General features: G+C 63.7%; 19 protein-coding genes. 16 read left to right on the plus strand and 3 right to left on the minus strand.

Translation table 11 applies throughout. The annotated features are described in order from the left end of the window. Window positions 1-112: 112 nt before the first annotated feature. From ade to gndA, 7 genes are read left to right on the plus strand one after another with little or no spacing between them, the layout of a single operon-like run. Window positions 113-1840, plus strand: a complete 1728-nt coding sequence (ade, locus tag SE16_RS05610) for an adenine deaminase (RefSeq protein WP_060687330.1) — start codon at window positions 113-115, stop codon at window positions 1838-1840. 29 nt (window positions 1841-1869) lie between these two features. Then, window positions 1870-2934: a dipeptidase gene (locus SE16_RS05615; protein ID WP_054492277.1), complete on the plus strand. Its 1065-nt coding sequence runs from the start codon at window positions 1870-1872 to the stop codon at window positions 2932-2934. A gap of 29 nt (window positions 2935-2963) precedes the next feature. Beyond that, window positions 2964-4121, plus strand: coding sequence for a CaiB/BaiF CoA transferase family protein (locus SE16_RS05620; protein WP_060687331.1), 1158 nt, complete (start codon window positions 2964-2966; stop codon window positions 4119-4121). Then, window positions 4118-5068: a carbohydrate kinase family protein gene (locus tag SE16_RS05625; RefSeq protein ID WP_054491641.1), complete on the plus strand. Its 951-nt coding sequence runs from the start codon at window positions 4118-4120 to the stop codon at window positions 5066-5068. Before SE16_RS05620 ends, SE16_RS05625 begins: the two co-directional genes overlap by 4 nt. Further along, entirely contained in the window at window positions 5065-6042 is a 978-nt protein-coding gene (gene galE, locus SE16_RS05630; RefSeq protein WP_054491642.1) for a UDP-glucose 4-epimerase GalE, read from the plus strand. The genes SE16_RS05625 and galE overlap by 4 nt, the downstream gene beginning before the upstream one ends. A 5-nt stretch (window positions 6043-6047) precedes the next feature. Then, complete coding sequence (locus SE16_RS05635) at window positions 6048-7199, plus strand: glycosyltransferase family 4 protein (protein ID WP_060687333.1); 1152 nt, start codon at window positions 6048-6050, stop codon at window positions 7197-7199. Between the two features lie 14 nt (window positions 7200-7213). Beyond that, window positions 7214-8617 (plus strand): NADP-dependent phosphogluconate dehydrogenase, encoded by a 1404-nt coding sequence (gene gndA / locus SE16_RS05640; RefSeq protein ID WP_054491866.1) that lies wholly within the window; start codon window positions 7214-7216, stop codon window positions 8615-8617. A gap of 79 nt (window positions 8618-8696) precedes the next feature. Here the strand turns inward: gndA and SE16_RS05645 are convergent, their stop codons facing one another. Continuing rightward, entirely contained in the window at window positions 8697-9356 is a 660-nt protein-coding gene (locus tag SE16_RS05645; RefSeq protein WP_152918002.1) for a hypothetical protein, read from the minus strand. A gap of 201 nt (window positions 9357-9557) precedes the next feature. Next, window positions 9558-11543, minus strand: coding sequence for an alpha-ketoacid dehydrogenase subunit alpha/beta (locus tag SE16_RS16605; protein ID WP_054491868.1), 1986 nt, complete (start codon window positions 11541-11543; stop codon window positions 9558-9560). 178 nt (window positions 11544-11721) lie between these two features. Between SE16_RS16605 and SE16_RS05655 the strand changes: the two genes are divergently transcribed. Continuing rightward, complete coding sequence (locus SE16_RS05655; protein WP_054491869.1) at window positions 11722-12585, plus strand: PIG-L family deacetylase; 864 nt, start codon at window positions 11722-11724, stop codon at window positions 12583-12585. Window positions 12586-12636: 51 nt separating this feature from the next. Here SE16_RS05655 and SE16_RS05660 read toward each other — a convergent pair whose 3' ends face one another. Next, the gene (locus SE16_RS05660) at window positions 12637-15462 is read right to left on the minus strand and encodes a UPF0182 family membrane protein (protein WP_082373884.1); all 2826 of its coding nucleotides are present in this window, start codon (window positions 15460-15462) and stop codon (window positions 12637-12639) included. 291 nt (window positions 15463-15753) lie between these two features. Here SE16_RS05660 and SE16_RS05665 point away from each other — a divergent pair, with 291 nt between their 5' ends. The 8 genes from SE16_RS05665 to fabF are packed head-to-tail and all read left to right on the plus strand — an operon-like array spanning window position 15754 to window position 22841. After that, window positions 15754-16518: an NAD(P)H-hydrate epimerase gene (locus SE16_RS05665; RefSeq protein WP_054491870.1), complete on the plus strand. Its 765-nt coding sequence runs from the start codon at window positions 15754-15756 to the stop codon at window positions 16516-16518. Further along, window positions 16515-16706 (plus strand): hypothetical protein, encoded by a 192-nt coding sequence (locus tag SE16_RS05670; RefSeq protein ID WP_054491871.1) that lies wholly within the window; start codon window positions 16515-16517, stop codon window positions 16704-16706. Before SE16_RS05665 ends, SE16_RS05670 begins: the two co-directional genes overlap by 4 nt. Further along, window positions 16703-17101: an NUDIX hydrolase gene (locus SE16_RS05675; protein ID WP_054491872.1), complete on the plus strand. Its 399-nt coding sequence runs from the start codon at window positions 16703-16705 to the stop codon at window positions 17099-17101. The genes SE16_RS05670 and SE16_RS05675 overlap by 4 nt, the downstream gene beginning before the upstream one ends. Window positions 17102-17145: 44 nt before the next feature. Further along, a complete protein-coding gene (gene mgsA / locus SE16_RS05680; RefSeq protein WP_054491873.1) occupies window positions 17146-17547 on the plus strand; it encodes a methylglyoxal synthase in 402 nt (133 codons plus the stop codon). Next, window positions 17544-20150, plus strand: coding sequence for a PfkB family carbohydrate kinase (locus SE16_RS15365; protein WP_082381983.1), 2607 nt, complete (start codon window positions 17544-17546; stop codon window positions 20148-20150). Before mgsA ends, SE16_RS15365 begins: the two co-directional genes overlap by 4 nt. 18 nt (window positions 20151-20168) lie before the next feature. After that, the gene (locus SE16_RS05690) at window positions 20169-21257 is read left to right on the plus strand and encodes a threonine synthase (protein WP_060687335.1); all 1089 of its coding nucleotides are present in this window, start codon (window positions 20169-20171) and stop codon (window positions 21255-21257) included. Next, a complete protein-coding gene (locus SE16_RS05695; RefSeq protein ID WP_054493065.1) occupies window positions 21244-21531 on the plus strand; it encodes a hypothetical protein in 288 nt (95 codons plus the stop codon). Before SE16_RS05690 ends, SE16_RS05695 begins: the two co-directional genes overlap by 14 nt. Window positions 21532-21578: 47 nt before the next feature. After that, entirely contained in the window at window positions 21579-22841 is a 1263-nt protein-coding gene (gene fabF, locus SE16_RS05700; protein ID WP_054493064.1) for a beta-ketoacyl-ACP synthase II, read from the plus strand. Window positions 22842-22844 lie beyond the last annotated feature (3 nt).

A 22844-nucleotide genomic window follows, 5' to 3' on the forward strand; every position in this document is an offset into this window, starting at 1 on the left:
CGCTCCCCGTCAGGCCTGCTTCTTTTCCCCACCGCGCACCTTCGTTGACACACCTTCCACCCCACGATAGACTACCCTAACCTGTTCCCCCTGCAACGAAGGAGGTGTGTGTATGAACCTGGAACGCCGTATTGCCGCCGCTCATGGTGATGAACCCGCCGACCTGGTCTTGCGTGGTGGTCGCCTCATCAACGTCTTCTCCGGCGACATCGAAACCGCCGACATCGCCATTGCCGACGGCGTGATTGTGGGAATTGGCGACGGCTACGAAGGCAAACAGACCATTGACGTCTCTGGGAAATGGCTGGCGCCCGGGCTGATTGACGGGCATATGCACGTCGAAAGCACCCAGGTGACGGTGCCCGAATTTGCCCGCGCCGTCGTGCCGCGCGGCACAACCGCCGCCGTTTTCGACCCCCACGAAATTGCCAACGTGCACGGGCTGGACGGCATCCGCTACATCCTCGAAAGCCGCCGCGGTGTTCCCATGAGCATCTTCGTCATGGCTTCTTCGTGCGTGCCCGCCACCCACATGGAAACCACCGGCGCCGCGCTCACCGCCGACGACCTCGCGCTCCTGTTCGACGAGGAAGGCGTCATCGGGTTGGCGGAGATGATGAACTTCCCCGGCGTCATCTACCGCGACCCCGCCGTCCTTGCCAAAATCCGGCTGGCGCACGCGCGCCGTGTTCCCATTGACGGACACAGCCCCGGCGTGCGCGGGCGCGACCTCAACGCCTACATCGTCGCCGGCATCGGCTCGGACCACGAAAGCACCACCGCCGAGGAAGCCGCCGAAAAACTGCGCCGCGGCATGTACGTGCTCATCCGTGAAGCCAGTAGCGCCCGCAACCTGGAAGCCTTGCTCCCCATCGTCACCCCCGCCAACAGCCGCCGTTGTTGCTGGGCAACCGACGACCGCCACCCCGGCGACCTGCTCCACGAAGGGCATGTTGACCACCTTGTGCGCAAAGCCATCGCCCTCGGTCTCGACCCCATCACCGCCATTCAAATGGGAAGCATCAACACCGCCGAATGGTTTGGGCTCGACCGCCGCGGCTATGGCGCACTCGCCCCCGGCTTCCGCGCCGACATTCTCGTGCTGGACGACCTCAACACGTTCCGCGTCCAGCGCGTTTTTGTCGAAGGTCGCCTCGTCGCCGAAGAGGGGCGCTTGCTGGTGAATGTGCCCCCTGCGCCGTCCACCTTGCCGCCCAGCGTCCACATCAACTGGGACGCCTTCCCCGGCTTCGACATTCCCGCCCCCGCCGGGCACAGCACCGCCCGCGTGATTGAAGTCATCGAAGGGCAAATCGTCACAGGCGAGCGTTTCATGCCCGCCCGCATCGAAAACAACCGCGCGCTCGCCGACCCCACGCGCGACATGCTCAAACTCGCCGTTGTGGAACGCCACCACGGCACGGGCAACGTCGGCGTCGCCTTTGTCACGGGCTTTGGCTTGCAGCGCGGCGCACTCGCCAGCAGCGTCGCCCACGATTCACACAACATCATCGTGGTGGGAACAAACGACGACGATATGCTGGCGGCGGTGCGCGCCATCGAAACCCTGGGCGGCGGACAGGTCGCCGTCGCCGATGGGGAACTGCTTGCCGCTCTGCCCCTGCCCATCGCCGGGCTGATGAGCGACCGCCCCCTTGAAGAGGTCGCCGCACAGGACGAAGCCATCCACCACGCCGCCCGCGCGCTGGGGTGCCGCCTCTCATCGCCCTTCATGGCGCTTTCGTTTCTGGCGCTCCCCGTCATCCCCAAACTCAAACTGACCGACAAAGGGCTGGTTGACGTCGAACGATTTGACTTTGTGGAAATTTGGGTAGATTGAAACACAAACACCACCGAGCGGGGGAGAGCATGATTCCGTTTTTCATTGACGCACACGAAGACATCGCCTGGAACTGGTTTGAAGCCCAACGCGACCCGTTGGAAGATATCGCCACCGCCCGCCAACGCGAAGCCGGTAGCGCCATTGAAGCCGCCCTGGGCAAACGCATGACCGCCCTGCCCCAATGGCTCGCCGGGCGGGTGGCGGTTGTGTTCGCCACAATTTATGTCATGCCCAAGCGCGTGGCGCGCCGCGCCCGCCACACCTACGAAACCCCCGAAGAAGCCCATCGCCGCGGGCGCATGCAACTCGCCTACTACCAAAGCCTGGCGGCACGCGCCCCGCAAGTGCGCCTGATTGAATCCACCAACGACCTGCACGCCGTCTTGCACACCTGGCGCACCCCCGACGCCCTGCGCCGCGTGGGCTTGCTCATCTCTCTCGAAGGCGCGGACGCCATCCGCACGCCCGAAGAAGTCGCCGACTGGTACAGCCGCGGCTTGCGTGCCATCGGGCTGGCGTGGGGGCGCACCCGCTACGCCGGCGGCACGCACGAACCCGGTCCCCTCACCGACCTGGGGCGCGCCCTTTTGCGCGAAATGAGCGCCTTCCAAATGCTGCTCGACCTGAGCCACGCCGCCGAAGAAGCCTTCTGGCAAGCGCTCGACGCCTACGAAGGTCCCATCATCGCCAGCCACAGCAACCCGCGCGCCTTCTGCAACACCGACCGCCACCTCTCCGACGAGATGATTCGCGCGCTCGCCGAACGTGACGGCGTCATGGGCATTGTGCCCTACAACGCCTTCCTGCTGGACAACTGGCGCGAAACCCGCGCGCCCGTGCCGCTCAGCCGCGTCGCCGACGCCATTGACCACGTGGTGCAACTCCTGGGGACACCGCGCCACGTCGCCATCGGCACCGATTTTGACGGCGGCTTTGGGGCGGACGCCGCGCCCGAAGGGCTGGACAGCATCGCCGACATCGAACGCATCTTCGACGTGCTGCGCACGCGCGGCTACGACGAGGACGCCTTGCACGCCATCGCCTACGGCAATTGGGTGCGTATGCTCGAACGCGCCCTGCCAACCTGGTAAAGACTAACCAACTGCAAACGAGGCAACCCATGCTTCACCAACCACCGCTCCACGGCTACCGGGTGCTTGACCTGGCGCACCTGCTTCCGGGGGAACTCGCCACCATGTGGCTGGGTGACCTCGGCGCTGACGTCATCAAAATCGAAGCCCCCGAACGCCACCAGGGCGGGCTGAGCATGCCCCGCACGCGCGAAAACCCCTACCGCGCCGCACTGAACCGCAACAAGCGCTCCATCGCGCTCGACCTGAAAACCGACGCCGGGCGCGACATCTTCTATCGCTTGGTTGAAACCGCCGACGTCCTTGTCGAAGGCTTCCGCCCCGGCGTCATGGCGCGGCTGGGCGCCGACTACGCCACCCTGCGCCAACGCAACCCCCGCCTAGTCTATTGCAGCATCAGCGGCTACGGGCAAACAGGTCCCTACCGCGAGCGCCCCGGCCATGACAACAACTACCTCGCCCTGGCGGGCTTGCTCCTGCAAGCCCGCCCCCCCAACGGCGCTCCCCATCTCCTGCCCGTCCAACTCGCCGACGTGGGGGGCGGCGCATGGCCGGCGGTCGCCACCATTCTCGCCGCGCTCCTGGCGCGCAAACGCACGGGCGAGGGGCAACATCTCGACGTCTCCATGCTCGACGGCGCACTTGCCTGGGCGTACTTCTGGCTGCCGCTCAGCAAACTGCCCCTGCTGGAAGAAATGGGCGTCGGCACTGGTATGCTCACGGGCAAAGCCCCCTGCTACAACGTCTATGCCACCGCCGACGAGCGTTTTCTGGCGCTTGGCGCACTGGAACCCAAATTCTGGCGGGCGTTTTGCGAAACGGTCGAACGCCCCGACTGGCTTCCACGCGCGTTCGACCCGACCCTGCGCGACGAGATCGCCGCCCTTTTCGCCACACGCCCACTCGACGCCTGGCTCAACCTGTTCGACCCGCAAAACGTGCCCATCACGCCCCTGCTCGACATGGAAGAAGTCCAGAACGACCCGCACATTCAAGCCCGCGAAAGCATCTACACCGACGACAACGGCTTTCCCCACCCACGCTTTCCCGTGCGGCTCTCGGCAACCCCCGCCGGCGAGCCTACCCCGCCCCCCAACGTCGGCGAACAGACCGACGCCATCTTGCGCGACATAGGGCTGAGCGACCTTGACATTGCCCGCCTGCGCGATGAGGGGGTTGTAGCATGACCCCCACCCCCGCCATTCTCGTCTGCGGCAACGTCACACTCGACATCACCTGCGCCCCGGTGGACGACGTTCCACGCCACGACTCGCTCTTGTTTGAACACGGCACACTCAGCGCCGGCGGCTCGGCGTCCAACGTGGCGGTGGGTGTCGCCGCCCTGGGCGAACCGGTTGCCCTGGTTGCCTGCACGGGCGACGACGCAACCGCCGACCTCTTGCACCACACCTGGCGGCGCGTCGGCGTGCAAACGCAAGCCATCCGCCGCCTGCCCGACACCCCCACCAGCCTCACCATCTGCCTGGTGGATAGCCACGCCCAGCCGCGCTTCCTGCACACCTTTGGCGCGAACCGCGCCCTCACCAGCGCGGACATCCGCCGCGCCGTTCACGCGCTCCCCAGCGCACGCTTCATCTACATCGGCGGCTACTTTGTTCTGCCCGCCCTGCTAACCCCCGACTTTGCAGACACCCTTGCCGAAGCACGCCGCCAGGGGCGCTTCACCCTGCTCGACGTCACCCTTTCGCCCACCATGCAAGACCCCTCGCCGTTGTGGGCGCTCTTGCCCCACCTGGACATCTTTCTCTGCAACGAGACCGAAGCCTTGCGCCTGACCGGCGCGCCCACAGTTGCCGCCGCAACCACAACCCTGCTGGACAAAGGCGCACATTGCGTTATTGTGAAGCGGGGCGCAAACGGCTGCGACCTCGCCACCCACCAGGAGCGGCGCACCATTCCAGCCCCGCCTGTCGCGCACGTGGTGGACACCACAGGCGCGGGCGACGCCTTTGGCGCGGGGCTTGTGGTCGCACTGGCGCGGGGCGCATCACTGGAAGAAGCGTGCCGGGCGGGGCACACCGCCGCCGCCCGTGTGATTACCGCTCACGGCGCTATCAGCGCCTGGCTCAATGCAGAACCAAAATCGAACGAGACGAGGAGTCGCCAACCATGAAAGTTTTCGTCACCGGCGGCGCCGGCTACATCGGCAGCATCACCGCCACCGAACTACTGAACGCCGGCCACGACGTCATCGTGTACGACAACCTGAGCACCGGCCACCGCGACGCCATCCCCGAAGGGGCGCGCTTTGTGCGCGGCGACCTTGGACAGCCCAAAAAACTGGCGCGCCTGCTCGCCGAAGAACGCCCCGACGCCGTCATGCACTTTGGCGCGGCGTCGCTTGTGCCCGAAAGCGTCGCCAATCCGGCCAAATACTACCGCAACAACGTCGCCTACACGCTCAACCTGTTGCACGCCATGCTCGAAACCGGCGTCAACCGCATTGTGTTTTCCAGCACCGCCGCCGTCTATGGCATTCCCAAAACCATTCCCATCACCGAAGAGACACCCACCAACCCCATCAACCCCTACGGCGAAAGCAAACTGATGATTGAATGGATGCTCCGCCGCTTTGATGAAGCCTACGGCATGCGCTACGCCATCCTGCGCTACTTCAACGCCGCAGGGGCGCTGCCCAACCGTGGCGAACACCACGACCCCGAAACGCACCTCATCCCGCTGGTGTTGCAAGTGGCGCTCGGTCAGCGCGAGCACATCAAAATCTTTGGCACCGACTACCCCACACCCGACGGCACCGCCATCCGCGACTACATCCACGTGCAAGACCTCGCCTCGGCGCACATTCTGGCGCTCGAAGCGTTGGACGAAGGAAGCCGCACCTACAATCTCGGCAACGGGCAGGGGTTCAGCGTGAAGCAAGTCATCGAAACCGCGCGCAGTGTGACGGGGCATCCCATCCCGGCGGTCGAAGCGCCGCGCCGCCCCGGCGACCCACCCATCTTGATTGCCAGTAGCCAGCGCATCCAGCGCGAATTGGGCTGGCGTCCGCGCTTCACCTCGCTGCGGGAAATCATCGCCAGCGCGTGGGAATGGCACCGCACACATCCCAACGGGTATCGTCGGTGAGGACAATGCGCGTTGCCATCAACGCTTTTTTTTGGGGGCAAACCACCACCGGCAGTGGGCAGTACCTGCACCACCTGGTACACGCCCTGCGCCGCACCCGTCCCGATATTGCGCTCATCCTGCTGGGGGATACAGCCGCCACACGCCGCGCCCACACCACACCACCCCCCAACGACGTTGGCTGGCGGCACGTGCCCACCCCCTTCGACACCCTGCACCCCCACCTGGCAAAAGTCTGGTTCGAGCAGGTGGGCGCACCACGCGCCGCCCAAGCCGTCCAAGCCGACGTGTACCACGTGCCCTACTTTGCGCCGCCGCTGCAAGCCCCGCTCCCGGTTGTCGCCACCGTGCACGACCTCATCCCCCTGCTCCTGCCGGCGTATCGGGGCAACTGGCTTGTGCGGCTCTACACCGCGCTCGTCGCGCATGCCGCCCGCCGCACACCGCGCCTGCTCGCCGACAGCGAGGCGACACGCCGCGACATTCTCACCCACCTGCGTGTGCCCGCCGAGCGTGTGCAAACCGTCTACCTCGCTACCGACATTCAGCCGCCCACGCCCGACGCCGTCGCCGCCGTGCGCACCCGCTACGCCCTGCCCGAATCCTACGCGCTCTACCTGGGCGGCTTCGACGTGCGCAAGCGCGTGCCCCTGCTCATTCGCGCACTGGCGCGCACCAGCGGCGATTGGACGCTGGTCATCGCCGGGCGCTTGCCCCAAAGCGACACCGACTTTACCCCCGACCCCCGACGAGTGGCGGAAACGCTGGGCGTTGCGCACCGTCTGCACTTCTGCGGCTTCGTGCCGGATGAAGAGAAGCCCGCACTCATCGGCGGCGCACGGCTCTTTGTCTTCCCCTCGGTTTACGAAGGGTTTGGCTTGCCCGTGCTGGAAGCGCTGGCGTGCGGCGTCCCCGTCATCACCACCACCGCCAGCAGTTTGCCGGAAGTGGCGGGCAATGCGGGAGTGCTCGTGCCGCCCGACGATGAAACCAGCCTCGCCCAGGCGCTCGACCGCCTCATGCAAGACGACGCCCTGCACGCCCAACTGGCGGCGGAAGCAGTGCGCCAGGCGGCGCGCTTCTCATGGAATGCAACAGCCCGTGCAACGGCGCACGTGTACGAAACCTTGACAACTCAACAAGCATCAACCAACTGAAAGGAGTTTGATTTATGTCAGGTTCACAAATCGCCGTTCTGGGGTTAGGGACCATGGGGGCGGCGCTGGCGCGCAACATTGCCCGCAACGGGTTTCCGCTCACCGTGTACAACCGCCATGCCGACAAGACGCACGCCTTTCTCGAAGCCTACGGCGCGCCGCACGTCAGCGGGGCTTTTTCGCTGGAAGAAGTTGTGCGGCAGTTGGAACGTCCCCGCCGCCTCATGCTCATGGTGCCCGCCGGCAACCCTGTGGACGCCATGATTGACGCCCTGCGCCCACTGCTGGAACCCGGCGACATCATCATTGACGGCGGCAATTCGCACTACACGGACACCGAACGCCGCCAGGCCGCCCTTGCCGAGCACGGCATTCTGTTGCTGGGCACAGGCATTTCAGGCGGCGAGGAAGGGGCGCTCTGGGGTCCCAGCATCATGCCGGGGGGACCACGCGCGGCGTATGACGCGGTCGCACCCATTTTTGAAGCCATCGCCGCCAAAGCCCCCGACGGCACGCCCTGCGTGACCTACCTGGGCGAAGGCGGAAGTGGGCACTACGTCAAAATGGTGCACAACGGCATCGAATACGCCATCATGCAAGCCATTGCCGAAGTGTACGACCTGCTGAGCCGCGTGGGGAACCTGCCGCCCGCCGAGCAAAGCGCCGTTTTCGCTGAATGGAACCGCGCTGAACTCGCCTCGTTCCTCGTGGAAATCACCGCCCACATTCTGGCCACTACCGACCCCGACACGGGTCGCCCCATCGTCGAAGTGATTTTGGACAAGGCGAAGCAAAAAGGCACCGGCAAATGGACCTCGCAAGAAGCGCTCGATGTGGGCGTCGCCGTGCCCAGCATCACCGAAGCCGTCGAAGCCCGCATCCTCTCCGGCTTGAAAGAAGAGCGCGTCGCCGCCGCCGCCCAACTGGCGGGTCCCAGCCCCGAACCCGACGACGCGCACCGTCTCATCGCCGCCACCCGTGACGCGCTCTACGCCGCGATGATTGTCGCCTTTGCGCAGGGCATGGCACTGCTCGACCGCGCCCGCACGGAGCACGGCTACACCTACAACCTGCACGACGTCGCCACCATCTGGCGGGCGGGGTGTATCATTCGCGCCGCCCTGTTGGAAGAAATCCGCACCGCCTACACCGAAACGCCAACGCTCGCCAACCTGTTGCTCGCGCCCACCTTCCGCGAAGCATTGGCGGAACGCCAGCAAACCTGGCGCGAAACGGTGCATATCGCCGTGCGCAACGGCGTGCCTGTGCCCGTCATCGCCGCCTCACTCGCCTACTACGACGGCTACCGCAGCGAACGCCTGCCCGCCAATCTCATCCAAGCCCAGCGCGATTTCTTTGGAGCGCACACATTCGAGCGCGTGGACAAAGAAGGCGTCTTCCACTTCAATTGGGCGTAATCCAGACGCCCACACAGCAAAACGCCCTGGCGGAGCATTCCACCAGGGCGTTCGCTTTGTCGGCTACGTTCGCGCGCGTTCAGGAGATTTCGGCACGCGCGCTCACCACTCGCGAAAGCCACTGCTTCACCACATGGTTGAGCACGCGCCCGGCGACAATTTGCGCCTGTGTCGCATCCACCATCCGCACATCGGTGCTTGCCGAGGCAAAACTGGTCATCTCGAAGAGCGCCACATACGTTTCGACATGCACCACGGCGACCATGTGCACCACGCCTGAACCATCAACCCCCTTCCAGATACGCCACAGCGCCCCCTGCGCCTGCAACTGCTGAACCTGCGCCGTTTCCAAAAGCCCCGTTTCCTGCGCCAGCGGCACCACAACGCCAATGTCGGTGGGGGTGAACGCTGTGCTTGCCGTATGCGCGACCTCGGCGCTGGGGAAGCGATAGACCGTGTTCGTCAAGGTGAGCGTCACATCTTGCGTCGGCGTCTGCACGGAGAAAACCGCTGTCGCCGCCTCATCCCACCCGGCGATGGTGGGCGTGCCCACATGGGACGAAGAGGCTAACAGCAGCGTCGTCTCGCCAAAGTTCGCCAGGTCTTCACTGTGCAGCAGCGTGCGCGCCACCGGGGGCGTTTGGGCTTGCGAAGCCGCGGGCGGTTGGTTGGTGGTGGCTGTCGCGGCGGTACACCCCGCCAACAAAAAAACGACCATCAAGCAGGAAAAAACTCGCATGGTTGCACCTCAGAATGTGGTTTTTGAGGAAACGCAGAAGCGTATGCCGATTTCAACTTGTGAAGGTCTGTTCGCATCACAAAACGCACGCACGGCGCAAAATTTGGGCGCGTTTTGCACGCTTTGCCCGTTGCGGGGTGCCTCTTCGCCAACAAAAAAAGCCCCCGAAGGGGCTTCTTCTGCACATCACGATGACGGCGCTCAATACGCCGCGAGATCGCGGGCGGCGGCGGCAATTTTGCCCGCGTCGGGATACCAGAAGCGCGCCAGTTGGGGCGCGGACGGCGTCGGCGTATCGGGCGCACTGACGCGCACCAGGGGCGCATCCAGCCACTCAAAGGCGTGTTCCCAAATGCGCGTCGCGACTTCCGCCCCAAAGCCGCAGGTCATGTTGGCTTCGTACGCCACCAGCACCTTGCCCGTCTTGCGCACCGTCGCCAGCACGGCTTCCTCATCAAGCGGCACAAGCGTGCGCAAATCGAGCACTTCCACGCTGATTCCCTCAGCCGCCAGCATCTCCGCCGCTTTGAGCGCTTCCGCCACCAGCGCGCCATAGGTGATGATACTCAGGTCGTCGCCCTCGCGCCGCACGGCGGCTTTGCCCAGCGGCACGGTGTAGTAGCCTTCGGGAACTTCGCCGCGCAGATTGTAGAGCGCCTTTTGCTCAAAATAGAGCACGGGATTGGGGTCTTCCAGCGCGGCGAGCAAAAGCCCCTTGGCGTCATACGGCGTGGACGGCACAACAATTTTCAAGCCGGGGGTATGGGCGAACCAGGCTTCGGGGCTTTGCGAGTGGAAAGGTCCCGTACTGCCGTGCGATTCGATAATCGCCCCCGCCGGGGTGCGAATCACCAGCGGCACAGGCCAGCGCGTGCGGTAGTGGTACTTCGCCGTCATGTTCACCAAAATGTCCATCGCCGGCGCGATGAAGTCCGCAAACTGGATTTCGGCGATGGGGCGCAAGCCAAACAACGCCGCGCCCGTCGCCGCGCCCACAATCGCGGCTTCGGCAATGGGTGTATCAATCACGCGGCGCTCGCCAAACGTCTCCGCCAGGTCTTTGGAAATGCCGTACACGCCCCCATACGAGACATCTTCCCCCATCAGGAACACCCGCTCATCGCGGGCAAACGCCGTAAAAATCGCGTCGCGAATGGCGGCGCGGTACGACATCGTTGAGCGAGCGGCGCTCGCCGGCGGGCGCACTTCGGGCACGTTTGCCGGCGCGAAGACGTCCGTCAACGCCTCTTCGGGGCGCGGTTCCGGGCTGTTGAGCGCGAACTGTACCGCTTCCTCGATTTCGTCGGCAATCTCGCGGCGAATGCGCGCCGCCGTTTCATCATCAAGCCACCCTTGCTCGCGCAAAAACGCCTCAAAGCGTGCAATGGGGTCGCGCGCCGCCCACTCTTCCAGCATCTCGCGGGGCACGTATTGCGCAGGGTCGGTAATAGAGTGCCCTTCCATGCGCATGGTCACCGCCTCGATGAGCGTCGGTCCCTCGCCGGCGCGCGCCCGCGCCACCGCCTCGCGCGCGGCTTCATAGACCGCCAGCACATCGTTGCCGTCAACGCGCACGCCGGGCATCCCATACCCTTTGGCGCGGTCAGCCAATTCGCGCAAAGCGGTGTGCTTGTGCGTGGGGGTCGAAAGCGCCCACTGGTTGTTTTCCAGCACGAAGACGACGGGCAAACGCTGCGCCGCCGCCATGTTGACCCCCTCATGCCACGACCCATGCGCGGTTGAGCCATCGCCGAAGAAGGTCATCACCACGCGCGGCTCCTGGCGATAGACAAAGCCCAACGCCACCCCCGTCGCCACCGGCACCGACGCGGTGAGATTGCTCACCATGCTGACAATCCCCCGCTCGCGGTCGCCAAAGTGGATACCGCTATCCTTGCCGCGGTTGTGGCTGTTGGCGCGCCCCATGTACTGACAAAAGACCTCGCGTGTGGTAATCCCCCGCACCAAATTCGCGCCCAAATCACGGTACAGGGGAGCAATCACGTCGTCCTTTTCGAGTGCATAGGCGGCGCCCACCGAAATGGCTTCTTGCCCGCGCCCGGTGTAAATGCGTCCCACAATGGGGGAGTTGGCTTCACGATAGAGCGCCGAGGCGCGCTCTTCGATCATGCGCATTTTCAGCATGTAGGTGTACATCTGTAAAGCATCTTCTTGCAGAAGCGTCATTGCTCCTCTCCTTCTGAATTCAGTTTCGCTCTTTTGCGCAGAACGTGTACCATCTGGCACACATGGCGCCCTGTCTGACGGTGCAGACGGCGCGCCATTCTAGGATGAGCCATATTCGCGTCAAACACGCGCGCGAAGAGACACCACCAAAAACGCTACACAAGGGAGCAGGAGCAACATGCGTGAACAACGACGCCTGTTGGGGATTTTCGCCCACCCCGACGATGAATCGTTTGGACCAGGGGCGACGCTTGCCAAGTACGCACGTGAAGGGGTTGACGTGCATGTTTGCATTGTGACGGACGGCGCGGCGGGCACGTGGGACCCCCAAGCCGCGGACGAAGCCGAGCACGCCAGCCTGGCAGAAGTGCGCCGCCGCGAGTTGGAATGCGCCTGCCGCGCATTGGGGGCGACACTCCACCAATTCGGCTATCGCGACAGCGGCATGGAAGGCGCTCCCGACAACAAACATCCCGACAGCCTCTATCAAGCCGACCTGGACGAAGTCGCCCATGACATTGTGCGCCTGGTGCGTGAGGTGCGCCCCCACGTCATCATCACACACGACCCCACGGGGGGCTACTTCCACCCCGACCACATCAAAGTCAACCACGCCGTCCAACGGGCGTGGGCGCGCATGGGCGACCCCGACGCCTACCGCGATTTGCTCGCCGAAGGGTACGAACCATGGCAACCCGCGCGGCTTTACTACACGGTCATCCCGCGCTCACGCATCAAGTGGTTCATCCGCATTTTGCGCCTGCGCGGGCAAGACCCTCGCCGCTTTGGGCGCAACGGCGATATTGACCTCACGCGCCTCGGCGTTCCCGATGATGAGATTCACGTCCGCCTGTACGTGGAGCCGTATCTGGACGTGAAGGAGCAAGCCAGCGCGTGCCACCGCAGCCAGGGGGGTGGCGGCGCGGCGCGCTGGTTGCCGCGCTGGTTCCAGCGGCGCTCCATGCGCTACGATTTCTACGTGCAGGCGCAACCACCCAACGCCACGCCCCACGATGATTTGTTCGCGGGGCTTGACCTCTAAACGCCCATGCCACAGGTGCGGCGCAGACACCCCACGCGCCGCACCTGTGATTTACTCGCCGCTTTCACCCTGTTCCACCAGCGCTTCCAACTCGCGCAACACCGCTTCCAGAGCGTCCAACGCCTCTCCATACGCCGCCCAATCGCCCGCCACACGTGCGGCTTCGGCTTGTTCGTAGTAGGTGTTGGCACGGCGCACCAGTTCGGCGATACGCTCATCCACCGTACCGGTCACGGGCGTTTCAGACGCGGCGGTTTCCCCCTCACTCGGCACGGCTTCCAGCACAGGCGCATTGACCAGCGCCGCCAAGGCGTCCGCCATCGTCTCGCGCATCACCACCTGGTTGCCGCTCGCCACGATGACGCGCTTCAACTCAGGAATCTGCCCGGTCTCCGCCAGCAAATAGAGCGGTTCGACATAGAGGATCGAATTTTCCAGAGGAATGACCAGCAAATTGCCGCGAATGATTTGCGAGCCTTGTTGGCTCCAAAGCGTCAACTGCTCGCTAATCGCGGGGTCCTGGTCAATGCGCGCTTCCACCTGCATCGGTCCAAAAATAAGTTCCTGTTTCGGGAATTCATACACCACCAACTGCCCATAGTCGGGCTCGTCATTGCGCGCCGCCACCCAGGCAATCATGTTGGCTTTGTTGGCGGGCGTAAACGGTTGAATGAGCAAAAACTCAGGGCGAATTTCCTCATCGTTGGGCAAGTCTAACACAACGTAGTAGGGTTCCATGGGCACTTGTGTATTCTGGAAGACTTCCGCCGGCAATTGCCACAAGTCTTCACGGTTGTAGAAGACCTGCACGTCTTGCATGTGGTAAATCGTGTAGAGGTCGGCTTGAATGCGGAAGAAATCCTTGGGGTAGCGGATATGCGCGCGCAAACCGGCGGGCATCTCGTCGAACGGGGTGAACAACGAGGGGAACGCCGCCAGGTACGCCTGGATAATCGGGTCGCTGTCATCAATCAGGTAGAACGTCGCCGAGCCGTTGTAGGCGTCCACCACCACCTTGACCGTATTGCGAATGTAATTCAGCCCATTGCGTGGCGTCGCATACGGGTAATCGTCGCTGGTGGTGTAGGCATCAATCATCCAGAACAACCGTCCACTCTCGCCATCCAGCACCAGATAGGGGTCGCTGTCAAAGGTGAGGAAAGGTGCAATGGTGCGCACCCGTTCTGTAATATCGCGGTGGAACAAAATGCGCGATTCGGCGGTAATGTCATTGCTGAGCAACAGATTCAGGTCGGTCATGCGCATGGCGAAGAGCAGCCGCCGCACCCATCCGCCCAACGGCACCCCGCCGGCCCCTTCATAGTGGCTGGACACGTTCGTATCACCACTTGGGTAGTCAAACTCGGGCTGGCGCGTTTTGACGATGACATAATCGCCCATGAGTTGCCCGTAGTAGATTTCGGGGTGCGTCACCTCATATCCGCCGCCGGGGAACGACGATTCGGGCGGCAAATTGCGAATCCAGAAGTTGGGTTGCCCTTCGGGCGTCACTTCATCCACCGGATTGAGCACCAACCCATACCCGTGGGTGAAAATCAGGCGTTCATTGATCCATGAGCGTGCGGGCAAGTTTTCTTTCTGCAACTCGCGCGCGGCAAGCATCACCTGGCGCACCTGCCCCGTCAACAAGCGGTAGCGGTCTACGTCCACTGGGCTGAACGCATAGTAGGGGCGCAGTTCCTGCAACTGGGCGATTGTCTGCGCCAAGGGGCGCTCATCCCACAAGCGAATGTTGCGCAACACAATTTCATTGCGCCGCAAAATGTCCGCGGTGAGCGGCTGAACACGCGGGAACGCACGCTTTTCGACGCGGTCAAGCAGGTAGGCGGCGCGTGTGGCTTCAATGTTGTAGCGAATGTAGGGCGCTTCGCGCGTGAGTTCGTTCGGTTCGACAATGTAGCGCTGCAAACCGGCCGCATAGAGCGAGCCCCCCACCGAAGCCAGAACCCACAACGCCACGAGCACCACCATCGGGCGCAAGAAGAGCCGCCAATAGTTCAGCAACGCCACCACCGCCGCGCCGAGCATCAGCACCATTTGAATGCGCAGGACGGGCAATGCAGCGTGCAAGTCGGTGTATCCCGCACCAAAAACAACGCCGCGCGGCGAATAGAGCAAACGCCACACCCGCAATTGATACCCCGCCGCCAGCAAAAGAAAGAACACCGCCAACAGCAAAGCGCCATGCTTGCGAATGTAGGGCATCAACAGAAAATCGCGGCGCTGGATATTTTCCCACTGCGAAGCGGCATACACCCCCGCCACACCAATCAGCGTCAGAATCAAGGCTTGGACAAGCCAGGCGTGCAGGGTTTCATAGAGCGGCAAGGTGAACACATAGAAGCCAATATCGCGGTTGAAAATCGGGTCGCTGACGCCAAACGGGCGTGCATGCCAAAAGCGGATGAGCATATCCCACATACCGGCACCCTGCTGCGCCAAGCCAAACGCGAAGAAAAGCCCAAGCCCCGCCAGCAAGGGCGCAACCCAGTTCTCTTCCAGCAGACGGCGCTCGCCGAAAATGTCAGGGATACGAATAACAAGCCAGCGCGCCAGAAGCCAGTTGCCCACGAGGAAGAGGGCGCTCACCAGCAGCAACCCCACAAAAACGCCCACGCGGAGTTGCACCAGCGTCAGCCAGACGCGCTCATACCCCACTTGCTGAAACCACCACCAATCGGTCAGCGTGGTTACAATCCAGCCGGCGGTGAAGAGCAGCAACAGCACCACGCCGAGCAAAAACGTCCACCGGTTGAAAAACGAGGGCGCAGGACGGCTCCGGTCGTTGGGTGGTTCATCGCCGCCGCCAAAACCGCTCCGCTCAAGCAGGCTTTCAATATCGAACTGGTAGGACATAGGTGGTTCCTTCTATGGTTTGTTGTGTGAGGGCGGGCTGGGCAGCCCCATGTGGTCTCGCATGGCTTCATTGTAGCAAGAGCCGCCCGCTTGTGAAAACAGCGGAACGTGCACCGTGCGCGCACAGAGCGGAGAGCCGCTTTTTTCCACAATGTTGGTATTTTTTGTGGGATATGTGTGGGATAATGTGGGATATTGGGGATAATTCCAAACATTCGCGCCATTGCCACCACCCTCTTGCTGGACTACAATCTCCAAACAAACAAGCGTACACACTGTTAGAGGATTGCCATGTTGACCGATTTTCCTTTCGCAATTGAAGAAATTCCCACGCTCAGCGTGGAACAAATGCGCGAAGTTGACCGCATCATGATTGAAGACCTGGGCATCCCGCTCATCCAGATGATGGAGCACGCCGGGCGCGCCCTGGCGGACGTAGCGCGCCGTCGCCTTGGCGGTTCGGTGGTCGGCAAGCACATCATCGTTCTGGTAGGCGCGGGGCACAATGGCGGCGGCGGACTGGTCGCCGCGCGCCACCTGCACAACTGGGGCGCCGAGGTTCATGTGCTCTTTGCCACAGCGTTCAAACGCCTGAAAGAAGAAACCCAGCGCCAATACCGCATCCTCGAAGCCATCGGCGTCCCGCTCTGGCACTTCGACGACATCAGCACCCCGATTGACAAACCCACTCCCCAATGGGGGCGCGCCGCCCTCGTGCTCGACGCCCTGCTGGGCTACAACCTGCATGGCGACCCGCGCGGCTTCTACGCCGACCTCATCCGCCTGGCAAACGCCAGCCGCACCCCCATCATCAGCCTGGACGTGCCCAGCGGGCTGGACGCCAACGACGGGACGATTTACAGCCCCTGCATCGAAGCCGACGCCACCGTGACGCTCGCCCTGCCCAAACGCGGCTTGCGCGAAAGCCCCTTCGTGGTCGGCGACCTCTATCTCGCCGACATCGGCATCGCGCCCGAAGTCTACAAGCGCATGGGGCTTGACGTGCCGCCGCTCTTCCAGCATCAACCAATCGTGCGTGTGCGCTACCCAACATGAATGGGCAACCAACACTCGACGAACTGGAAACCGCCTTTGCACACCATGCGCCGGTTGTGGTGCGCTTTCAGCCCGCCGACACCTGGGGCGACGCCGCCGTCCTTCGCCCTTGCTTCCAACCCCGCATGGCTGGGCGCTCGTTTTCACCCTGCGCCCGCAAACCCTCTCCACCCACCAGGGGCAAATGAGTTTTCCCGGCGGGCGCGCCGATCCCGAAGACTCCACCCCCGTCGCCACGGCTTTGCGCGAATGCCATGAAGAATTGGGTGTGCCGCCCCACACGGTGCGCCTGCTCGGTCGCCTCGGCAGAGTGCCGTCCGGCGGCGCCCGCGTCAACGTGCACGCCTTTGTGGGCGCACTCCCGCCGGACACCACCTTCCAGCCCAACCCCGCCGAAGTCGCCGAGGTTGTCATCATCCCCATCGCCGACCTGCAAAAGCCCGACTGCCACCGCGTCGAAACACGCGACTTCATGGGGCGCAGCGTCCCTGTGCACTTCTACGAATGGCGGGGCTACACCATCTGGGGGCTTACCGGTTTTCTCGTGCATGAATTGTTGAAACGTTGGCCAAATCCGCGATAATGAAACCGCATTCAGCGATGAAACAAGCCCAAAGGAGCACAACCATGCGCATCGCCCTGATTGCCCACGACAACAAAAAACTCGACATGGCCATGTTCGTGCGCGACCACATTGACATTTTCCGCCAACATGAACTCGTCGCGACCAGCGGCACCGGCAAAATTCTGCAAGAAAAAACGGGGCTCACCGTCGAACGCATCACCCACGGTCCCGACGGCGGCGACCTCATCATCGGCGCGCGTGTCGCCATGGGGCAAATTGACGCCGTCATCTTCTTCCGCGACCCGCTCACCGCACAACCGCACGAACCCGACGTGAGCGCGCTCCTGCGCGTGTGCGACGTGCACAACGTGCCGCTTGCCACCAATTTGGGCACCGCCGAAGCCATTGTGGATTGGCTGACTGACATGACGAACAAAGCCAAAAGCACGCCGCAAAGCCAATGAGTGAGCCAGCGCCACAACCCGCCGTCCTTTGCTATGGGCGTCTGCACGTCCTGAACGGTGTACGCCTGCCCGCCCCGCCTTCCCCCGGTCGGTCGCTCCACGTGACCGCCGACTATTACCGCGTGGGGGGCGAAGCCGCCATGGTGGCGCTGGCGCTGGCGCGCTGGGGCGTGGTGCCCGCCGTCATGGGCAATGCGCTGGGCGAAGACGCCTACGCCGAGATGATTTGGCAGGAACTCCACCGACGCCGCTATGGGCGCATTCACACGGACTGGCTCACCACCGACCCGCATGTGCGCACGCCCTTCACCCGCTTGCTCACCACACCCCAGGAGCAGAGCATCGCGCTCTACTACTGGCACGAGCAAGCCCGGTGGCCTCTGCCCACAGACGAGCACATGCAACAAGTGCGCCTCTTCACCACCGACAGCCACGCCGGCGAAGCCGGTATCGCCGCTGCGCGCCTGGCGCATGCGCATGGCGTGCCCGTCATCACCGCCGACGTCATGCCGACACACCCGCTGGCGGCGCTCAGCACCATCACCATCACCAGCCAAACCACCCTGCGGCGGCACACACAGGACGATCTCGAAACCGTGGCGCATCGCCTGCGCGAACAGGGCGTGCTCACCGTCGTTTTCACCCACGGGAGCGAACCCATCCGCGTCCTCGACGCCGACGGCGAATGGCACACGTTCCCATCGTTCCCGCTCCCACCGGTTGATACCAGCGGCGCGGGCGACATCTTCCGTGCCGGTTTTCTCTACGGCGTATTGAACGCCTGGACCCTGGAACAGACCGTGCGCTTTGCCGCCGCCGCCGCCGCGCTCTGGGTGAACCTGCCCACGCCGCTCAAACACGCCCCCACCCTTCAAGAAATTGACGCCTTCCTGGAAGAACGCCCCTCGCGCCCGCTCGTGCTCGACATGGCGCCTGACGAGGTGGTCTGCCCACTCTGCCAGCGGACAGTGCCCAACACCCTCTTTGAAAAACATTGGCACATGGAAAAGCGCGTGGTGCGCGCCATTCAACGCGCTTTCCCCGCCTGGCGGCGCGCCGACGGCGCATGCCCGGCGTGTGTGCAAAAATACCTGCGCTGCGCCATCGCCGAAACCCCGCACGACCTGCCCATCTTGCAAGAAGGGCATCCCATCTACGGGCATCCCGACCTCTTCGTCCTGCCCATTGCCGTGCGCCTGCGCGCCAACCCGCACTACACCGGGCGCGGCCTCACCATCGCCTTTCTCGATAGCGGCTTCTACCCGCATCCCGACCTCACCCAACCCACCAACCGCATCACCGCCACCGCCGATGTAGGGGGACGCCACCCCATCGCCCCCGCCGATTTCAGCGAACCACGCCCCGAAGCGTGGCACGGCATGATGACCTCGGTTGTCGCCGCCGGCAACGGCTACCTGAGCAACGGCGTGTACGCCGGCATCGCCCGCGACGCCAACGTCGTGCTCATCAAGGTCAGCGACAGCCGGGGACGGGTGAAGGAGCCGGGGATTGTGCGGGGCATGCGCTGGCTGCTCGAACACGCCGACGAGTACGCCGTGCGCATCGTCAACCTGAGTGTAGGGGGCGACACCCTCAACGCCGGACCCGAAAACGAACTCAACCAACTGGTGGAACGCGCCGTTTCGCGCGGCATGGTCGTCATCGCCGCTTCGGGAAACGCCGGTCGCGCCGAACTGGTGCCCCCCGCCTCGGCGGAATCCGCCATCACCGTGGGCGGATTGGACGACCGCAACGTGCTCGACACAGGCGAGCATCGGCTTTACAACAGCAACTGGGGGCGCTCCACCGCGGGGTCGCCCAAGCCCGAACTCATTGCACCCAGCATCTGGATTGCCGCGCCCGTCCTGCCGGGGACGCGCATCGCCGAGCAAAACATCCTGCTCGACCGCCTGCGCCGCGCCCACGACGACGAACTGCCCACCTTGCTCGCCAACGCGCTGGACGTGCTCGACCTGCCGGCGGACATCCTGCACGCCCCCGTCGAAGCCCAACGCGCCGCCATCTACGAGCACATCATCAAAAACAAATTCATCACGCCCTTTTACCAGCACGTGGACGGCACCAGTTTTGCCGCCCCGATTGTCGCCAGCACCGTCGCCCAAATGCTCGAAGCCAACCCATCACTGACCCCGGAGCAGGTCAAAGACCTGCTCATGCGCACCGCGCGCCCCCTGCCCGGCTTGCCGGAAGAACGCCAGGGCTACGGCGTTGTGCAGCCGGGACCCGCGGTGACGGCGGCGCTCCGCCTGCGCTACGGCACATTGGGCGAAACGCCCCTCTCGCCCTACGTTCGCCACGGTTTCGTCCATTTCGTTTACTACGACCCACGCGCGGAGCGCGTCAGCGTCATCGGCGATTTCAACGCATGGCAACCGGACGCCACGCCCATGGAGACAATCGCGCCGGGCATGTGGCACGCCGCGATACCGCTGCCACCGCCGGGGCGCTACGGCTACAAATTCCTGGTGGATAACGACCGCTGGCTCGACGACCCCGAAAACAGCGAGAAAGAAGCCGACGGCTATGGCGGCTTCAACGCCGTATTGGTTGTTGAAGAGACAGACCCACCAACCCACCAATGACATGCAAAGGAGCATGCCATGACCCTGACACTCTTCTGCACGGCTTGTCGCCAGCCCGCCCCCCTCACCGCCTGGCGCTGCCCAGCATGCGGCGGCGTCCTCGACACGCGGCTCCCCACCTTCCAGCCCGACGCCATTGTGCGCCATGAAGCCTCACTCTGGCGCTATGCAGCCTCTTTGCCCATAGAGCGTACCGTTTCGCTCGGTGAGGGGTTTACGCCATTGGTGGCACTACCACACACACCCGACCCAAGGCTCATGGTCAAACTCGAATACGCCGCGCCTACGGGTTCGTTCAAAGACCGTGGAACGGTGATGACCATCAACGCACTTTTACAAGCCGGTGTGCACGACGTTGTGGAAGATTCATCGGGCAATGCGGGGGCGTCGCTCGCCGCCTACGCCGCCGCAGCCGGCATGCACGCCCGCATCTTCACCCCCGCCCACGCCGCCGAAGGCAAAAAGCGCCAAATGCGCATCTTCGGCGCAGACCTTGTCGAAGTTCCCGGCCCGCGCAGCGCCGCAACCGAAGCCTGCCTGCGCGCCGCCGAAGAAAGCGTGTACGCCAGCCACGCATGGAGCCCACTCCCACTGCTTGGGTTCATGACGGCTGCGTGGGAATTGTGGGAGCAACTGGGGGACGCGCCCGCCGCGGTCGTCTGCCCGGTGGGGCAAGGCGGGTTGTTTTTGGGGCTTTGGCGCGGCTTCCTGGCGCTCCGCACGGCGGGGTGTATCACGCGCATGCCCCGCCTCTATGCGGTCCAATCCACCGCTTGCGCCCCCATCACCACCGCCTGGTATCTGAAAGAACCCGACCCCATCGCGGTGGAAGAAGGCGAAACCATCGCCGAGGGCATCCGCATCGCCCACCCCGTGCGCGGGCGCGACGTTCTGTCAGCCATCAGGTCGAGTGGGGGGGCGGCATTTGCCGTCTCCGACGAAGCCACCCGCGCCGCGCATCGCTGGTTTGCCAAACGGGGGCTGTTTGTCGAACCAACCAGCGCCGTCGTTGGCGTTCCGCTGGAAGAAATCTGCGAACACACACGCGAAGACGGCGCCATCGTGCTCATGCTGACGGGGAGCGGTTTGAAATATGGCCTCTCATGAACCGTTTGACCTGCCGCCGCGCACGTTCTTCATCCTTCAAGGCGTCTTGTTCGGGCTGGCGGGGCTGCTCACCCTCGCACGCGGGCGCTTGACGCTCGCCGAGTATGCTCGTATGCTGGCGTGGGTTTCGCTGGGGTGCTGGGTCTTTGCCGCCATGCTCTGGGGGTGGAGTCGTCGGCGCCCTTTGCCCACCTGGCTGCACCCGGCGGTTGTTTTTTTCAGCAGCATGCTACCGTTCGCCGCCAGTACACTCCTGGCATGGCTGAGCGGCTAACGACGGATCGCTTCAAAAGACCAACAGGATAAAGGAGCGTGCCAGATATGAGCGAACAGACACGACGTGTCGTTGTGACGGGTATCGGCGCCATCACCGCGCTGGGCAAAGATATGCCCACCACCTGGAAGAATTTGCTTGCCGGCGTCAGCGGCGCCGGCCCGATTACTCGCTTCGACACCAGCGACTTTCTGGTCAAATTTGCCTGCGAAGTCAAGGATTTCGATATTGCCGAGTACGAAGACATCATCTCGCCCAAAGAAGCCAAACGCATTGACCGCAACATTCAGTTGATGATTGGCGCTGCGGCGCAAGCCATGCGCCAGGCTGGTTTGCGCATCGAAGACCCCGAACACGCCAACCGTGCGGGGGCGCTGGTCGGCACCGGTATCGGGGGGCTGGAAACCTTGTACGAAGGACACAAAACCCTCTTCGAGAAGGGTCCCAAACGTGTGAGCCCCTTTGTGGCGACCTACATGCTCCCCAACATGGCGGCGGGGTATCTCTCCATCTGCTTCAACCTGCGCGGTCCGAACTTCACCATCATCTCGGCGTGCGCCTCGGGGACGCACACCGTCGGGGAAGCCGCCGAAATCATCCGCCGCGGCGACGCCGACGTCATGCTGGCGGGCGGCGTGGAAGCGCCCATTACGCCCTTCGGGTTGGCGGCTTTCCACCGCACGGGGGCGCTCAGCACGCGCAACGACGACCCGCAACACGCATCGCGCCCCTTCGACGCCCAGCGCGACGGTTTTGTGTTTGGTGAAGGGGCGGGGGCGTTGGTGCTCGAAAGCCTGGAACACGCCAAAGCCCGCGGGGCTACCATCCTCGCCGAGGTGGTGGGCTACGGCTTGAGCGACGACGCCTATCACATCAGCGCCCCTGCGGAAGGCGGCGAAGGGGCGGCGCGCGCCATGGCTATGGCGCTCCGCAAAGCGGGAGTTGGTCCCGAAGCCGTGGACTACATCAACGCACACGGCACCAGCACGCCGCTCAACGACAAATCGGAAACGCAAGCCATCAAGACGGTCTTCGGCGAGCACGCCTACCGCATCCCCATCAGTTCCACCAAGAGCATGGTTGGGCACTTGCTGGGGGCGGCGGGGGTTGTGGAAGCCGCCGTCTGCGTGCAAACCATTCTGGACGGTATCATCCACCCCACCATCAACTACGAATACCCCGACCCAGAATGTGATTTGGACTATGTGCCCAATCAGGCGCGCAAAGCCACGGTGCGCTACGCCCTTTCCAACAGTTTCGGCTTTGGTGGGCACAACGCATCCATCTTGCTGAAAGCCTACGAGGAGTAAACC

Source organism: Ardenticatena maritima, from assembly GCF_001306175.1.
In the GTDB taxonomy this organism is placed as follows: domain Bacteria; phylum Chloroflexota; class Anaerolineae; order Ardenticatenales; family Ardenticatenaceae; genus Ardenticatena; species Ardenticatena maritima.

Coding starts and splice junctions, on each gene's coding strand:
- gndA (WP_054491866.1), top strand. CDS start 7,214: ATGTCAGGTTCACAAATCGCCGTTCTGGGGTTAGGGACCATGGGGGCG.
- SE16_RS05690 (WP_060687335.1), top strand. CDS start 20,169: ATGACCCTGACACTCTTCTGCACGGCTTGTCGCCAGCCCGCCCCCCTC.
- SE16_RS05660 (WP_082373884.1), bottom strand. CDS start 15,462: ATGTCCTACCAGTTCGATATTGAAAGCCTGCTTGAGCGGAGCGGTTTT.
- fabF (WP_054493064.1), top strand. CDS start 21,579: ATGAGCGAACAGACACGACGTGTCGTTGTGACGGGTATCGGCGCCATC.
- SE16_RS05695 (WP_054493065.1), top strand. CDS start 21,244: ATGGCCTCTCATGAACCGTTTGACCTGCCGCCGCGCACGTTCTTCATC.
- mgsA (WP_054491873.1), top strand. CDS start 17,146: ATGCGCATCGCCCTGATTGCCCACGACAACAAAAAACTCGACATGGCC.
- SE16_RS05655 (WP_054491869.1), top strand. CDS start 11,722: ATGCGTGAACAACGACGCCTGTTGGGGATTTTCGCCCACCCCGACGAT.
- galE (WP_054491642.1), top strand. CDS start 5,065: ATGAAAGTTTTCGTCACCGGCGGCGCCGGCTACATCGGCAGCATCACC.
- SE16_RS05670 (WP_054491871.1), top strand. CDS start 16,515: ATGAATGGGCAACCAACACTCGACGAACTGGAAACCGCCTTTGCACAC.
- SE16_RS15365 (WP_082381983.1), top strand. CDS start 17,544: ATGAGTGAGCCAGCGCCACAACCCGCCGTCCTTTGCTATGGGCGTCTG.
- SE16_RS05665 (WP_054491870.1), top strand. CDS start 15,754: ATGTTGACCGATTTTCCTTTCGCAATTGAAGAAATTCCCACGCTCAGC.
- SE16_RS05620 (WP_060687331.1), top strand. CDS start 2,964: ATGCTTCACCAACCACCGCTCCACGGCTACCGGGTGCTTGACCTGGCG.
- ade (WP_060687330.1), top strand. CDS start 113: ATGAACCTGGAACGCCGTATTGCCGCCGCTCATGGTGATGAACCCGCC.
- SE16_RS05625 (WP_054491641.1), top strand. CDS start 4,118: ATGACCCCCACCCCCGCCATTCTCGTCTGCGGCAACGTCACACTCGAC.
- SE16_RS05645 (WP_152918002.1), bottom strand. CDS start 9,356: ATGCGAGTTTTTTCCTGCTTGATGGTCGTTTTTTTGTTGGCGGGGTGT.
- SE16_RS05615 (WP_054492277.1), top strand. CDS start 1,870: ATGATTCCGTTTTTCATTGACGCACACGAAGACATCGCCTGGAACTGG.
- SE16_RS05675 (WP_054491872.1), top strand. CDS start 16,703: ATGAGTTTTCCCGGCGGGCGCGCCGATCCCGAAGACTCCACCCCCGTC.
- SE16_RS16605 (WP_054491868.1), bottom strand. CDS start 11,543: ATGACGCTTCTGCAAGAAGATGCTTTACAGATGTACACCTACATGCTG.
- SE16_RS05635 (WP_060687333.1), top strand. CDS start 6,048: ATGCGCGTTGCCATCAACGCTTTTTTTTGGGGGCAAACCACCACCGGC.